Origin of the sequence: Geobacter sp. AOG1 (assembly GCF_019972315.1) — a bacterium.
Lineage (GTDB): Bacteria > Desulfobacterota > Desulfuromonadia > Geobacterales > Geobacteraceae > Geomobilimonas.
Window position 1 is genome coordinate 694,513 of sequence record NZ_BLIZ01000001.1, and the last position, 14,541, is coordinate 709,053.

Annotated in this window: 11 protein-coding genes; 7 read left to right on the top strand and 4 right to left on the bottom strand. The window is 54.0% G+C overall.

The genetic code is table 11. The annotated features are described in order from the left end of the window. Positions 1-975: 975 nt before the first annotated feature. The 4 genes from LDN04_RS03070 (at position 976) to LDN04_RS03085 (ending at position 4,185) form a co-directional block, all read left to right on the top strand. Positions 976-1,575 (top strand): recombinase family protein, encoded by a 600-nt coding sequence (locus LDN04_RS03070; protein WP_223906215.1) that lies wholly within the window; start codon positions 976-978, stop codon positions 1,573-1,575. 29 nt (positions 1,576-1,604) lie between these two features. Beyond that, complete coding sequence (locus LDN04_RS03075; RefSeq protein WP_223906217.1) at positions 1,605-1,994, top strand: hypothetical protein; 390 nt, start codon at positions 1,605-1,607, stop codon at positions 1,992-1,994. Between the two features lie 328 nt (positions 1,995-2,322). Next, a complete protein-coding gene (locus LDN04_RS03080; protein WP_223906219.1) occupies positions 2,323-3,177 on the top strand; it encodes a hypothetical protein in 855 nt (284 codons plus the stop codon). 135 nt (positions 3,178-3,312) lie between these two features. After that, positions 3,313-4,185, top strand: a complete 873-nt coding sequence (locus LDN04_RS03085) for a hypothetical protein (RefSeq protein WP_223906221.1) — start codon at positions 3,313-3,315, stop codon at positions 4,183-4,185. Positions 4,186-4,735: 550 nt separating this feature from the next. On the opposite strand, the gene LDN04_RS03090 is transcribed toward LDN04_RS03085, so the two are convergent. The 4 genes from LDN04_RS03090 to LDN04_RS03105 all read right to left on the bottom strand — a co-directional run bounded on the left by LDN04_RS03090 (position 4,736) and on the right by LDN04_RS03105 (position 11,582). Continuing rightward, on the bottom strand, positions 4,736-5,038 hold the full coding sequence (locus LDN04_RS03090) for an integration host factor subunit alpha (protein ID WP_223906223.1): 303 nt from the start codon (positions 5,036-5,038) through the stop codon (positions 4,736-4,738). A 322-nt stretch (positions 5,039-5,360) separates the two neighbouring features. Next, positions 5,361-7,142 (bottom strand): N-6 DNA methylase, encoded by a 1,782-nt coding sequence (locus tag LDN04_RS03095; RefSeq protein WP_223906225.1) that lies wholly within the window; start codon positions 7,140-7,142, stop codon positions 5,361-5,363. 862 nt (positions 7,143-8,004) lie between these two features. Next, positions 8,005-9,231 carry a restriction endonuclease subunit S gene (locus LDN04_RS03100; protein ID WP_223906227.1) on the bottom strand — a complete coding sequence of 409 codons (1,227 nt, stop codon included), beginning with the start codon at positions 9,229-9,231 and terminating at the stop codon, positions 8,005-8,007. After that, complete coding sequence (locus LDN04_RS03105) at positions 9,228-11,582, bottom strand: DEAD/DEAH box helicase family protein (protein WP_223906229.1); 2,355 nt, start codon at positions 11,580-11,582, stop codon at positions 9,228-9,230. Before LDN04_RS03105 ends, LDN04_RS03100 begins: the two co-directional genes overlap by 4 nt. Positions 11,583-12,006: 424 nt before the next feature. Here LDN04_RS03105 and LDN04_RS03110 point away from each other — a divergent pair, with 424 nt between their 5' ends. The 3 genes from LDN04_RS03110 to LDN04_RS03120 all read left to right on the top strand — a co-directional run bounded on the left by LDN04_RS03110 (position 12,007) and on the right by LDN04_RS03120 (position 14,455). Beyond that, positions 12,007-12,189, top strand: coding sequence for a hypothetical protein (locus LDN04_RS03110; protein ID WP_223906230.1), 183 nt, complete (start codon positions 12,007-12,009; stop codon positions 12,187-12,189). 10 nt (positions 12,190-12,199) lie between these two features. Next, a complete protein-coding gene (locus tag LDN04_RS03115; RefSeq protein WP_223906232.1) occupies positions 12,200-13,714 on the top strand; it encodes a recombinase family protein in 1,515 nt (504 codons plus the stop codon). A gap of 84 nt (positions 13,715-13,798) precedes the next feature. Continuing rightward, the gene (locus LDN04_RS03120) at positions 13,799-14,455 is read left to right on the top strand and encodes a DNA-binding protein (protein ID WP_223906234.1); all 657 of its coding nucleotides are present in this window, start codon (positions 13,799-13,801) and stop codon (positions 14,453-14,455) included. The last annotated feature ends 86 nt before the right edge of the window (positions 14,456-14,541 follow it).

Here is a 14,541-nt window from a genome sequence, read left to right on the forward strand (position 1 = left end):
AATGGTCCATGTCACCGGGTTGTTGTAGGTCTCGGTAAAGGCCATGGAAAAGTTCAAGGTCTGGCCGGCTCCGGGGTTGAATGAGGTCTTGTCGCCGGTAAAACTGTTGACGGTGAGGTTGCACTGGCAGCGGTATTCCCATGTTTTCTTTTCATCCATAAACAATATAGGTTCTGTATAGGTATAATGACGAACATCATCAATCAAATAACGATCGGTAACCCAGATACAATAATTCCCACCTGAAGTTCTGCTCGGGAGAGGTGCTTCAGCTGGTGTGCCACTGGCAACTGTTTCACAACCCCATGGTGATTTCCCAACAATATTAGGTCCGGCATATGTGTCACAGTAGCCAATGGCAGACAAATACGTGCGCGTACTGCCATTTATAGTATCGCTGGTCAAGTGAATGAGATTACCAAGGGCATTATTAGCTTGGCATCCCTGAGCATTGTACATTGTATAGCTCGTTTCCACCCATGTCCCACCGGGCATCGATGGTTCGCACACATACTGTCCTGAACTCCCCCATGCCACCTTACTTACCATCATGAGTGACAGCGTCATGAACGCGCAGAGAACGGCTCCAAAGTGCATAATTCGTTTTGAAGTTCGTATTGTCACCCAATTCCTCCCCAGGTGAAAAAGTATGTAACCAACTCTGTCACTACACAAAAAATGAGGAAAACGTTCCGTTACTCCGTCCCCTTGTTTGCCCACTGCTGTCCTACTGATGTGTTAATATTTCTAGGTGATAAGCTCTTAGCATGTCTTAGTTAATAATGTCAAACCCTTTTGTGCTACTCTGCAAGCCAACAATCGACTTTCTTGAATAATCGAGAACGGACGTTAAAAACGTCCGTTTTTTATTATCCATAAACGTAGGCATAATACTTGTGTTTTTATTTACGATAATTGTAAATAATGATATAATAAAGCAATATTTCACCTACAGAGCGTCTATGAGGATCAAAAATGGCAGTATACGGATACATCCGTGTCTCAACCAGTCGACAGGATGGGGAAAATCAGAAGTACGCCATCCTCGAATATACTAACCGCCAGAAGCTCGGCAACGTGGACTTTGTAGAAGAAACAGTGTCAGGAACAGTTTCATGGCAAAAGCGGGAACTGGCCAGCCTAATCGATCGACTGAAGAAGGGCGACATCCTGATTGTCGCGGAGTTGTCGAGGCTGGGACGCTCCATGCTCGAGGTCATGGAGATCCTATCAATCCTCACAAGAAAGGGAGTTACAACTTTTTCCATCAAGGGAGACTACAAGCTTGACGGCAGCATGACATCTCGCGTCTTGGCGTTTGCCTTTTCACTGGCTGCGGAGGTTGAGCGGGAGCTGATATCTTCGAGGACCAAAGAGGCCCTCGGTCGGCGCCGAGCAGAAGGTAAACCTCTGGGCCGCCCACGCGGAAGCACCAGCAAGTCCAAGTTGGATGGAAGGGAGGAGCAGATAAGGGAGCTATTGCGGCATCGCGTGGCAAAAGCGGCAATCGCAAGGATTCTGAACGTTTCACGACCTGCGCTGCTCGATTTTATCAAGTCTCGCAAGTTGATGTAGGCTTGTCGTGAAAAACAGAGGAGCGTTGTGTGACAGATAATGCAAATCCCCGCTGGCGGCTGGCGGAGAAGACTGGCAAGATGCTCGTCCTGGTCAAAGACTTTGTGCACACGGACGAAGTTCGTCCCCCCACAAAGGGGAAAATGGTTGCCGTTGAAATACGAGCAAACGGCATCGCATTCTACGCCAGGCCAAGCACGGAACAATGGCCGCCATGCGACACTGACCTCCTGATTGTCTTCCCGACCGGAGCTGTGACAATTGACAACCTGGAGGACCTTTTCCCTGCCCGGGCAGCAGCAGAAATCTACCATTCGTTTCGCCTGAACCGCCGGCACCTGATACAGCTGGTCGTGGACAATACCAGTCCCACCAGCGAATGCGACAGACCCGGCAAACCCAAACGAAAGGAGGTTTAACCAGCAACCGGAAGCATCTATCGAGGAGGATATATGGGCGCTCAAGCCCAAAATGGCGAAAAACTGCACCACTACCACCAAATGGCATCTTGCTCCATGGAGTACCTTGCCATAAGCATTCATCTCCTGTCGTCTCTGCATCTCATAAACATAACTCCCATAGGAGCATCGTTGTATGCAGCGTACTCGCTCGCAACGGCAGTCTATCTCCGCCTCAGCCTGGTTCAACTAAAAAAAGGCAATTGACGATTGAGCATGGGCGCCGGCCGACGGCTGCGCCCATGACAACTACCGAGTCTGACCACCCATATCAACATGGAGGCAATGAATGGCTTGGAGAATTCCGACCGCAAAACACGATGCCCTCAGAGCACGTTTCCACACCTGCACATGTGCGCCCGACGCTGACGTAACCTACGATTGGCGAGACATGAGGGTCATCGACATTGACTTCGAACAGCCCGGTACCGCTACGAGTGATCGCTGCATCTGGTACGCCATCGGCTGTTACGATTGCGGTAATTATGTGCTGGACAACATGCCTTTTGGCATCCAGGAAACCGGCTATGAGCTTTTTTCTGCCGCTAAGGCTGAGGCTACGGAGTACATCATAGATCTTAATGGTGTCCCTCTCGCTCCAGACGACGAACTGGCGATTCGCGTCACAACGGCAGAGGCGGTCAGGGACATTTGGAGCAGGTACTGCGAGGATGGTATCACGGGCACACCGAACCTGCTGATGCACGACGGCGAGCTAAAGCTGCTCTATGACAGCATCAAGCTCGTTATAGCAGATTCTGCAAAGCTGCCACACGCTGGTATAAGCCGTGACTCCGATCTATCTGGAGCAATCAACTCTACAGGGATTGCGTACCTGCAGAAACTAGCCGACGAGATGATTTTTCGGTTCCACACGGCAACACCCCGGATATTTTATGGCAAGAACTATCATTACCTGAAGCTACATCAACACATGGCACAACCGATAACTAGCTGCATTGCCTACGCTGCCGGTCACCCAACCCAAATGGCTCAGTACCTTTTTGCAACCTACGGGGATGCAATAGCGCGAGGACTGTGCGAGTCCGACTACATTCGTAGCTTTGAGGCATCGCGCAAATCTATCACCCCGTATTACCGGCTATTGATGGCAGATTTGGCCCACTATTATCACCACGCTTGAGACTCACCCGTCAATGCCAAAAAACGCCGCGAACCCCAAAAGGGTTTGCGGCGTTTTTTCGTCCATCATTGTAAAAATCTTGCCTGTCGTCTGATTCCGTCCATAAGCAGTATCACTCTCTCAAAGGAGATATTTATGGACGAATTCGAAGAAAAACCGAAGGGCGGCGGCACCAAACCCTTGCAGCGCCGCAAACTTATCATGGGGAACTTTAGCCACCTGCTGGCAGCTTCTCTGGTTCTGCTTGCCCACCAACTCGACCTACCGATCAAGCTTCTCCGCCGCTGGCAGATCAGGACCACGAATGGTGTGCAGACAGGGTGGCTGTCCTATCCCGTCACCCGCCTGGAGTACTGGGTATTGCTGATAATTCGCAATTATCTGTGGTGCAATGAGGAGGCTCTGCGGATGCAGCTTGCGCAGATGTCGGCAGCTCGCCGCGAATGGGTGGTCAATGGCTCGGGACGGTCGTGGATTGAGCGGGTGGTGCTCAAGGATGTGATCAAACACAAGCTGCTGAAGAAAAAGCGCTATCTGACGTTGCCTATATACCGCAACATTCTCTATGTGCGCTACCCTAACGGTCAGAAGCAGCTGACCAAGGATGTGTTCGACCGGATGAAGAAGGCAGCGGACTACCTGATTGCCAAAGCCCGTGCGCGCAACAACCTGGATTTGCTGGCGAAGTCTGTCGGGTTGGTGATTGAAAATGGCCACTACGTGGACCCCAACGCCTACGTGCCGGAGCCTAGAACCAGCTGCAGGGGGGATTCAAACCTGCCGGACGACGTTCTGATTCCCATTACCCGGCCCGCCGCAATTGAGACGAGCCTGCCGGCGCATGAGGCAAGCACTCCGGCGACCGAGACACCTGTGGCGGCAGCCGAAGAAACGGAACTGCGGGACTTTGTTTACGGCGCAGGGTTCGCCGGCAATATCGAGCACCACAAGGCCGAACTCGAAAAAAGGCTGAGGGCATTGGCAGAGGAGTCTTCGCCTCATAAATAACTACGTTATTTATACTGTTGGTGTTTAGGCAGATTCAATAAGTCTTGGAGAGGGTGCTCGGTCTTTAACCGATCCGGACGCCCTCTCCTGCCCAGCAGCTGTCAGCAATCCGTCGTTGCTGTCAATGGATTGACAAGGGTGCGATCCTGGATTTTGTGTCGCGCAAATAAAAACAGCTTGTTACCTGTGCATAGCTGCTGGCACGAAGGGTGCTGAATAGAATAACATTAACCTGCAAAGGAGAGCACAGCATGGCACCCATTCTCATTTGTGACTGTACGGATTGCATGTTTAACGAAAAAGATTATGAAACCGGTGACTTCATTTGCACATGCGAGGAGGTCATGATGCATCGCTCCAGTCGCGAATCGTGTTTCTTAAGGTGTTACAGCTATGAACATGACGAGGAAAAAGATGACGACCTGAGCTGAGGCACTGGGGGCAGCCCGATAGCGTTGCAATAATGGCCAGAGCCCTGGCCATTATTGCTGTCAGTGCCAACAATCCAGAAAGGATGGGAGGAGCGTTCGTGGGGATGGGCCGTCGGGGATCACAGTAATGTGCCGCCTGACGGCCTTTCTTTGTTTATGGCCTGCTTGAGGACGGTGCTGGGCTTGAACGTCAATACCCGCCGAGATGTGATAGTGATTGCCTCGCCCGTCTGGGGATTGCGCCCGCGGCGGTCGGCCTTTTGTCTGATCTCAAAATTGCCGAAGCCGGCAATCTTTATCTTCTCGCCCTTTTCCAGTGTATCCTTCATGAGGCTGAGGACCGTTTCCAATATGTCGACGGATTCCTTGATCGAGTATCCCACCACCGCGTGAATCTTGTCTACAAGGTCTGCTTTGGTCATATCATCTCCATCGCAATGAGGCATAGTCAATGGCGACGACTACCCCATCGTCGCCACATAAATAACTACGTTATTTATACTGTTGGCATTTAGGCTGATTTCAGATTCGGTCACGCCGCAAAGGGCCAGTCGGCGAACAGCGCTTCCGCCGACTGGAGGAAGCGGGTATTGCTACTGCTCACCGGGGAGATGACGCGTTGCCAGGTTTATTGCCGATATTAATGCCGGTCAAATGTCACATTTAAGCTTTTAACTTAAAACAAGAAAAGCGGAAAATTGATTGTTAGTCTGCCGGCCTTTTTGCCGATCATCTTCCAGATTTCTATCCCCGCAGTGCCGCCAGCGCCTCGGCGATCTCTCGCCCCTTGGCTTCGATGAAGTCCAGCAGTTCCAGCGGTGTCCGCTTGTCCTCTTCGGCCTTGGCGTTGGGGTTGACCGCCTTCAGGTCGTAGACAGCGTTCCCGATCTCTTCCGCCTTGGCCGCCTGCTCCCTGGCTTCCTTGCTCAGTTCCGCCGCCTTCTGCAGCGCCCCGGCCACGGCCTTGTCGTCAACCGGCTTGGCCTTCTTCAGCTCCTTGGCCCGGTCCGACCACTGGGCAGCCTCCCGCTCCTTCTTACTGGCCTGCTGCTTGTACGGCTCGGCCTCTTCGCGGGCCTTCTGCTTGCGGGCCGTCATGTCCACGGTCCAGCTCTGCTCGCTGTCGCCCCGAGTCGGCAGCAGCCGGAAGAATTCTTCAAATTTGTCCAGGGTCAGCGGGCTCTTCTTGCCGACCTTGATGCCTGACAGGTCGTAGTACCAGATATTCTCCGTATGCTCGCCCTTCTTGAAAAACAGGAGGTTGGTCTTGACGCCCGCGCCTGCCGCCGTGAACACCCCACCGGGAAGGCTGACGATGCAGTACAGGTTGTTCTCCTCCAGCAGCTTGCGCTTGGTCTGCACGAAAGCGGTTTCGTTGGTGCGGAACAGCACCCCCTCGTCTAGCACGATGCCGCAGCGTCCTCCATCCTTCAGGTTGTCGATGACATGCTGGAGGAACAGCACCTGGGTAGCGCCGGTCTTGTAAGCGAAGTTTGTCTGGGCCGCCTTCCCCTCCTTCCCACCAAAAGGTGGGTTCGTCAGAATCACGTCAAACTGTGCCGGCGCGGTGACAAACAGGCCGTCATACGTTTTCTCGTTCGTCAGGGTGTTGCCATGCCACAGGTTGGGCTGGTCGATGCCGTGCAATACCAGGTTGGCCAAGGCAATGGGGTAGATCAGGTTTTCCTTCTCCCTGCCGAAGAAGGTCTTGTGCTTGAGTGTGTCGATCTGCTCGGCCTGGGCATCCGCCCCCAGCTCAGCCCGCATGTATTCGTGGCTCTGAGCCAGGAATCCCCCCGTCCCACACCCTGGATCGTAGACCGTCTCCCCCACCTTCGGGTCGACGGCCCGCACCATGGCACGGATTACCTCACGGGGCGTGAAAAACTGGCCGCCGTCGCCACCTTTCTCCCCCATCTTGAGGAGCAGCCCTTCGTACACCTGGGAAATGGTGAATACGTGGGTGTCATCCACGCTGTCCACGCTGATGTCGTGGACCTTATCGAGCACCTCACAGAAGTTCCGCTCGGTGTCGATCCGGACTCGCTCCACATCGGACATGATCTCGCTTATGACCTTTTGGCGGGGTGTGGCCCCTGACTTGTCCTTCAGTCCCCTCAGGTGCGGCAGGAGCTCACTGTTGATGAAGCGGAAGAAGTCACCGGAACTGCCGTCAGCGTGCGTCTCCTTCCGCTTCCAGCCTTGCTTGTGGCCAGCTTCACGATGGACCGTTACGACAGCGTCGAAGGGAGCCGCCCAGTCGTGCCAGCGGTACGGCGCCGCCAGCGAAGGATTGAACTCCAGCCCCAATGCTTCCATCTCTTCTGCTTCTCTGGTCTCATGGTCATCCAGGATGCGCAGGAACAGTATCCAGGTCAGCTCCGGGACGTACTGCATGGCGCCGGCGCAGTTGGAGCGGCGCATAATGTCGCAGATGCTCTTGACCGCCGAGTTGACTGACTGCTGGGTGGCTAAGGACTTGCCGTTACCGTTGCCGTTCTCACTCTTCTTTCTGCCTCGCGCCATTTTCTCCTCTTATTAATTCTCATTTCTTTGTAGTAGTGGAGCAATTTCATCTCGCGGTCTATAATCACCAGGGAACGCGGTGTAAACAGGCAGTATTGGTAATCGTAGAGGAATATCTTTCCAATCATTGAATCTGCAATTAGCAAAAAAAGAAATGTCAACAAGCCTCGGGTCAGGCGGCGGGGAATTGATAGTCATTACATACCCTAATGGGAACGACGCTATTTCGCTAAATAATTTATGGCCTCCGTCGAACGTCATCAGCCCAGATATTCCTGTTTGACGAAACCTTGAGGATGTATTCAGAAAAGTATAGATTCTGATGCGTGGATGGAGCCCATTGTCCAAGCGGTTCAATACTAACCGCACCAAATCTTGATGGACTTCATGAAACCGATCACCGTTTGCACTGAAAAACATGCAAAGGACCTGTTTTATTACTCGCAGAGGGAAGATTCGAAATATGTGGTATAGCGATGGTGCTTGCAGTACATGATCGCTTAGAGTCAGCCCTTGGTATGTCCAGTCAACAAAAGCATTACCGTACCACGCGCCTGTATTATTGTTGCATGTTGAACATAGTGTGTATGCCCCAGCACCCTTTTGATTCACCCTCCCTCTCGGGGTATCCAGTACTTCGATATCATCCGCCGAAAAAATTTTCTCTATGTTAGCTAGGACAATCGGCTTGTCATTGAACGCAGCTCTGGGGGGCACATGCTCGTAGGTTAGCTGAGTTTCTTCCCCGCATATATGACATATTCCCCATTTCCCCATGCTTGTTGATTACACTTGGATTTTGGAGACCTTGGGCCTCAGCGCTTTTCCCAAACTTACTTCCAGCATCCCAATACTTGTCATGCTATAGCTCTCCTTGGAATGCCTGCCGTAGCAAAATGGCGGGCATGCGACTTATTGCCGTCAATTCATCTTCTAGCATTTTGGTGATACTCACGGTGGTTACCTTCTTGAGCCTCAGTTCTTGTGCAATCTCTTGCTGTCGAGCCGTTGGCGGCACAGGAATGTCTATAGCTTCGATTTGCTTCGGAGAAACGTGAGGGACTCCAAGGCTTTGGTCATGGCCAGTTATCTCATCTATGAATCCTGGTGAGTTCACGAAAATGAAAAGATAATCGGGATCAAGGCCATCGTTGATGCTGAAACGACCTACTCGTTGGAGGAGCAGACACGGCAAGTCCTTATCTGTAAGCCTTGCCACCTTGAGTCCATTGGAAACCCACGGACGGTCAAGGGACAGGACTATGTCTCCTTCAAACATCTCGTACGAAGGGAATTCATGCAGACGATCTTCTGGAAGATGCACGACATCCTTCCAATCAAGGTATCCTTGGAATACGTTTGCGTTGCGAAGCAAACGTATTCCTGACTTCGCAAACCATTCACTCTTGAATGCGTATCCAGACTGTACCTTTGCGAAGGCTCCTATCTTCTTAACAGGCCACCCCTTCGCCTCTTCGCTCTCGAACACCTCCCGCAAATACGCAGCTGGCAGCTCCTTGGCCGCCTTCAGCCGTGCCTCTGCCGCCGCCTGTGCCTTCTCGACAGACACCATCTTCTCGGTCAGGATCGCGGCGATGCGCTTCTGTTCGGGGAGAGGAGGGAGAGGTAAACTGAGAGAACCTAGAATAGTGGCATTGACATTCGGCTGAGCGCCCCCACGAGCGTTTGCCCATACTTGAGCCCAGTATAGATCGCTTTGAAAAAACATGTACAGGAAGTCGGATGTGACCAAAACATTTGGCCGTAGGCGTATAAGGTATGAAGCAAAGACCGCGCGGGGTGGCTTTCTTATGAGATAACTTTTTCCGGTAGTGCCACCTGTCCTGGCGAAGACAATATCACCATCATGGAGTCGGTTGGCCTCTTCATCAGGTTCAGTAATCTTACATCCTGGGACTGAATCCCATCGAACCGATCCGTCCTGGATGTCGGTGATACGCAAGAACTTCGGTTCAGAAACCGCAAAGTCTGCACTTGCAGTATACCCGTAGTCGAGAGACGTGCAGACCGCTCCCACTGTTGCCCACCGCCATTCGGCAGGCAGCTTCTGTGCCTCATCTATACTCATGCCGCGAACATCCTCGCCTTAGTCTCTATCAGCAGCTCCGCCGGGTTCCCGGCAGCCTTCAGCCCTGCCAGCCCGCCCGCCTTGGCCACTTCCGGTGTCCGGAAGATCTCCTTATTCTCCAGCCCCTCGGTGCCCCCCATCTCGAACTGTCGGGCCACGGCCTTGATAACGGCAGTCGCCGACACCGGTAGGCTGGTCAGCCACAACTCATTCTTGTACGTAAAGGCCTCGGTACGGTCGATGCGGGTGCGTGGCGCTGCCCCATAGGCGGCGTCCGCCAGCACATCGAACAGGTCGTATGCCTCCATCTCCTCGACCATGCGCAGCACGCGGGGGTTATACCCCGAAGTTATCAGCCGGTCGATCAGAGGCTGGCGGTTGGCCGGCTCGATCCAGCGGGTGCGGAACGTCTCGATGGTGGGAGCTTCTTCCACGACTTTCTCGGCCAGCCGGGCCTTGTAATCTTCCACTGTCACCGGCATCGCCTTGCCGTCAACCTGGGTCACGATGTAGCGCCCAGCCGGCGTCACCGCAACCTCGAAACCTTCCACCTGTATGATGGTAGGCCCATCGCCTCCGCCTCCCCCTGGACCGGGGGGGCGTGGTGGAGGAGTCACGAAATCCTCGCCAAACAGACGGGTGGCATTGGTGTAGTCGTAGACCCGGAACATCAGCTTGTCACAGGTGATGTCGATGCGAGTGCCCCTGCCAATCATCTGGTAGAAGGAGATGGGGGACTTGACGTACTTGAAAAAGACTATGTTCCGCACACAGGGGACGTCGATTCCTGTGGTCAGCAGGTCCACGGTGGTGGCGACAAAGTGGTGCCGCGACGCACCCTTCAGGTCAGGCAGGTAGTCATTGCCGTCGTTGGCCGCCGTGCACTTGAAGGCATAGGGCTCCTTGCGGGTCTTACCCTCTTTGGCGCACCATGCCACATACAGGTTGTTCATCTCTCGCGCCACATCGTCGGCGTGGCGGTCGCGGGCGCAGAAGATGATGGTCTTCTGTTCCGGCCCGCCGGTATCGCACAGGTAATCGAACAGGTCCTTGCACATGGCGCTGACCCGGTCCGGCAGGAGAATCAACCCCTCGTAGTTGAATTTTTCGTACTCCTCCTTGACCGACTCCGCGCCGACTTCCTTGCCAGTCTTGGCATCCTTGACCTTCCGCTTGAGGATCTCTTCCCTGGTCAAGGCATCTTCGTCCAGACTGACCCGCCCTTTGATAATCTCACAGGCGGCCAGGTAGCCATCTTCGATGGCCTGGGCCATGTCGTACTCGTAGACCGGCTCGCCGAAGTGCCTGTAGTTGTCCGCGCAAATCTGGGCGTCGGCGTCGGCCTCCTTACTTCCCTTGGGGAACTTTATCTTGCGCGGGGTGGCTGTCAGGCCAACCTGGATTGCCTCGGGATTGCGTGTCAGCACCTGTGACCATTTGCCCCAGGCCGAGCGGTGACATTCGTCGATGACGATGTGGGAAAAGTAGTTCTCCGGGTAGTTCTTGGTCAGGAAGTTGGCGTCGGCCTCATCCGAGTCCACGTCCAAGGTCTGGTAGGTCGCAACGACCACGCGGGCGTTCTTTTCCGGGTTGCTGCCGGTGGCAGCCATGGCATCTGAGCCGAATACCTTCTGCAGGGCGGCCAGCCCCTGGGTACGGAGCTCGTCCCGGTCGCAGACGAACAGAGCCCGGCGCAGCTGGCCGGCGTCGGCAATCTTCTTGAGGAGGTTGACGGCGATAAAGGTCTTGCCAGCTCCGGTGGCCAGTGACAGGAGTGCTCTCTTCGGCTCTCCCTGGGCGTCACAACGGGCAATCTTCTCCAGAACGGCACGGATGGCAGCATCCTGGTAGTAGCGCCGCCCAGCCTCACCGCCATGGTACGGTGCCAGCAGCGGCTTCGCCGCCGGAGAATCCAACGAGAAGCCCATCCCTTTCTCGTAGCGGTGACGCAGGTCTTCAGGGGAAGGAAAGTCGGTCATGGGGCGGGGAGCAGAAGTCTTGCCCGAAAAGTGATCGTACTCGACGAACTGGTGGCCGTTGGAGGAAAAGGCAAAAGGTACGTTCAGCCTCTTGCAGGCGGCGTAGGCCTTCGCTTGCTCCAGACCATGGCCAGGGTGCTTGTTCTCCGCCTTGGCCTCGATGATCGCCACAGCCACCGGCTGTGTTGCGCTGGCCACCTTGAGCCGCAGGGTATAGTCCACCTTCCCCTTGGCATTGCGCTTAGCCTTGCCCGCCACGATCTCGATGGTCCCGGCGCTCTCCTCGCGCTTGATATGGTCCTCCGACCAACCCCGGCCATGTATGGCGGGGTCAATCAGCTTGGACCTTGTATCAGATTCGTTGTAGCTCATGTCGGCTCGTCCATGTCTTCAGGATTCCCCCTGGCGGGAGCGGCCTTTGTTTTCATCGGTTCCGGGATACACATGGCAACAGAGCCGGCAACCGCTACGATAACCCCCTCCCCTTTTATCAAAAATCCTTGGCCAATACCATAAAAACCCGAGAATCGATAGCATAGCTGGTTCAACAGACATTATTTATGTTTAACGATCCGCCCTTTTCAACATGTCCACCGGTGCTGCCAACTCAACACTTTTCAGGAGGTTACACTTCTAACGCGTTGTTTTTATTGATTATTTGTGACATGTCAACACAATAAATCTTCACCCAGGGCCTTGATACTTCGGAACCCTATCATGTACTCTTAAGTTACGATGAATGACGCGAGGTGATTAACCCCGCAAGATACAAAGGCTACCAAGGAGCCAATCTGAGATGCCTGCACTGGATCACCTACACAACCGTACCGACAACCATCATGCGACGGGGGCCACTCCGGCATACACGGCAGACCATGCCGAACATTCACTCTTGTCTGATGACTACGAGGTGGCGCAGAACGTCGCCGGCTTCTTCCTCGTCCTCAACGACTGGCTCAACTCTTCCACGACCCACTGAGGAACAGTAAATGGCTCATCAGCGCAGAACACAACCAGCAATAGGGGCTGTCAGGAAGGAGAAACTGGCCGTCAGCTATATTCGTGTTTCTACACAGAGCCAGGAAGACAAATACTCCCTTGACGCTCAGAGGTATACTCTGGACAGTTATGCGGCCAGCAAGGGCATCAAGGTTGTACGGGAGTTTGTCGAAATTGCCTCGGCGCGAACGACTGGACGCGACCATTTTAACGACATGGTCACACTGTTGCGCAATGAGAAGAAGAAACCCGCCGATAAACGCATTGACATTATCCTTGTCGAGAAGGTAGACCGACTCACCCGTAACCACTACGACAAGGAAAAAATCGTGGGGCTCGGGATCGAATTGCATCTGGCAAAGCACAATAAGGTCTTCAACAAGACTCTCAGCTCCGAGCAGCGCCGCGACCTCGACGATCAGGTTACGATAGCTTCGCACCAGACCTGGAACCTCGGAGAAGAATCGTCTAAGGGGATGCGAGCCAAGGCCGCCAAGGGGATTTACCCGTCAAACGCGCCATTCGGTTACAGAAACGTAACCCGTGCCGACGACGTTAAGGTCATTACGCCCGATCCGGTTACGGCGCCCATCGTTGCAAGAGCATTCATCGAATACGCCGGCGGCATCCATTCAATGTCCACTCTCGTTGAGAAGATAAACGTTGAGCTGCGCGAAGCTGGTGTTTCCAGAAAGCTGTCGAAAAGTAGTGTCGCCGACATGCTGAAAAATCCCATCTATTGCGGGGAGTTTGACTGGTCAGGTCAGCGCTACAAAGGGATTCACGCCTCCATTGTCACCAGAGAGCTTTATGAAAAGGCGAATGGGATCGCCGCCGACAATAACCGTCACAGACCACGGATTGACAAAACCCCATGGCTGTATCAGGGAATCATCAAATGTGGTCATTGCGGCTGCGCCGTGGTCGCTGAACGAAAGAAGGGTATCTATACCTACTACCATTGCACGGGCAATAAGGGCAATGATTGCCCGGGGAAAAAATCTGTTCGGGAAGAAGTGATCGAAAGCGCGGTTCTCGCTCAACTGGATGCCCTTCGGATAGACGAGGAATCGTTAAAAAATTTCATCTCTGTCGTTATCCGGTATCAGCACGAGGCCAAGGTGAAGCATCAGATGCAACTTGAGCGCTTGCACGAAGAGTTGACGACGAACAAGGACCGCCAGAACGCGCACTACATGCGCCTTCTCGACGGAAAAATCGACCAAACCAGGTTTGATGCCATCCAGAAGGACCTGGAATCGAGTCAACACCACCTGGAGGAGAAAATTTACCTGCATTCACGGCTTTCGCATTTGTTCCTCGAAAATCCTGAGCAACTGCGGCAACTGCTGAAACAAGCCGTTTCCAGCTATAAGACCCAACCAGTCAACGAGAAGCGGAGGCTGTTACAGTACCTTCTTGCGGGTGGCACTTTAGTGAACGGCACAATGGAACTCGAATTAAGGCGTCCTTTTGATGCCCTCGTACCGAAAAAAGCTGCCTGACATAAGGGCCACCACATCGTAATGATAACGATAATGGTAACGTAACCACTACCATTACCAATCTGACAACAAGAGGAGGTAAAAATGCTTGATGAGAAAGCCACTGTCATCACCAAGGAGCACGTCTACACAGCGGCTGATAACCTGCTGAGCAAGGGGCAAAGGCCGTCTGTGACGAAGGTCCGGGATGAGCTCAAGAAGATGCTCGGGGTCAAGGGGTCGCCGAACAAGATCAATGCCCTCCTCCAGGAGTGGTGGGCAGAGCGGGCCCGCCAGCAGACGCCGGCTGAGCAGGCACCGACTGAGCCGCTGCCCGAAGATCTCGAACAAGTTCTCAAAAATGCAGGAAGCAGCTTCAACGGCTTTCTTCGGGAACTGACCGACTCACTTGGTCGCACCGTCAGCGGGATAAGGCACAACGTGGCTCGCGACCACGCCACCAGGCTTGAAGCCTCCATCGCTGCAGAACGGGAAAAGGCGGAGATGGCGGCCGACGGGGAAGCCGAAGCACTCCAGGAGATCGAGCAGCTGGAGGCGGAAAACGAGGAGAAAGCGGCGCGGATCAGCGAGTTGGAGGCAGCGCTTGCTACCTTGAACACCGAACTGGTCGTCGCTCGGGCGATGTGCGGCAAGCTCGCACGTGAGAACCGCGAGCAGTTCGACAAGCTCCTCGCGGCCATCAACTCGACGACAAAGATGCCGCCCGCCCGCAAAAAGCGCCAGCCAAGCTGCGCGGCATAAATTACCACCTCTGCTGACGACGCGACGAGGGGGCCCGTCTCACACGCGGCCCCCTTGTTTCGTTTAAATTTTCTCTTCTTCTGGTA

What these genes read in the sequence shown, in the direction of transcription:
- LDN04_RS03080 (WP_223906219.1), top strand. Translation starts at nt 2,323, where the DNA reads ATGGCTTGGAGAATTCCGACCGCAAAACACGATGCCCTCAGAGCACGT.
- LDN04_RS03120 (WP_223906234.1), top strand. Translation starts at nt 13,799, where the DNA reads ATGCTTGATGAGAAAGCCACTGTCATCACCAAGGAGCACGTCTACACA.
- LDN04_RS03115 (WP_223906232.1), top strand. Translation starts at nt 12,200, where the DNA reads ATGGCTCATCAGCGCAGAACACAACCAGCAATAGGGGCTGTCAGGAAG.
- LDN04_RS03070 (WP_223906215.1), top strand. Translation starts at nt 976, where the DNA reads ATGGCAGTATACGGATACATCCGTGTCTCAACCAGTCGACAGGATGGG.
- LDN04_RS03100 (WP_223906227.1), bottom strand. Translation starts at nt 9,231, where the DNA reads ATGAGTATAGATGAGGCACAGAAGCTGCCTGCCGAATGGCGGTGGGCA.
- LDN04_RS03085 (WP_223906221.1), top strand. Translation starts at nt 3,313, where the DNA reads ATGGACGAATTCGAAGAAAAACCGAAGGGCGGCGGCACCAAACCCTTG.
- LDN04_RS03105 (WP_223906229.1), bottom strand. Translation starts at nt 11,582, where the DNA reads ATGAGCTACAACGAATCTGATACAAGGTCCAAGCTGATTGACCCCGCC.
- LDN04_RS03090 (WP_223906223.1), bottom strand. Translation starts at nt 5,038, where the DNA reads ATGACCAAAGCAGACCTTGTAGACAAGATTCACGCGGTGGTGGGATAC.
- LDN04_RS03110 (WP_223906230.1), top strand. Translation starts at nt 12,007, where the DNA reads ATGCCTGCACTGGATCACCTACACAACCGTACCGACAACCATCATGCG.
- LDN04_RS03095 (WP_223906225.1), bottom strand. Translation starts at nt 7,142, where the DNA reads ATGGCGCGAGGCAGAAAGAAGAGTGAGAACGGCAACGGTAACGGCAAG.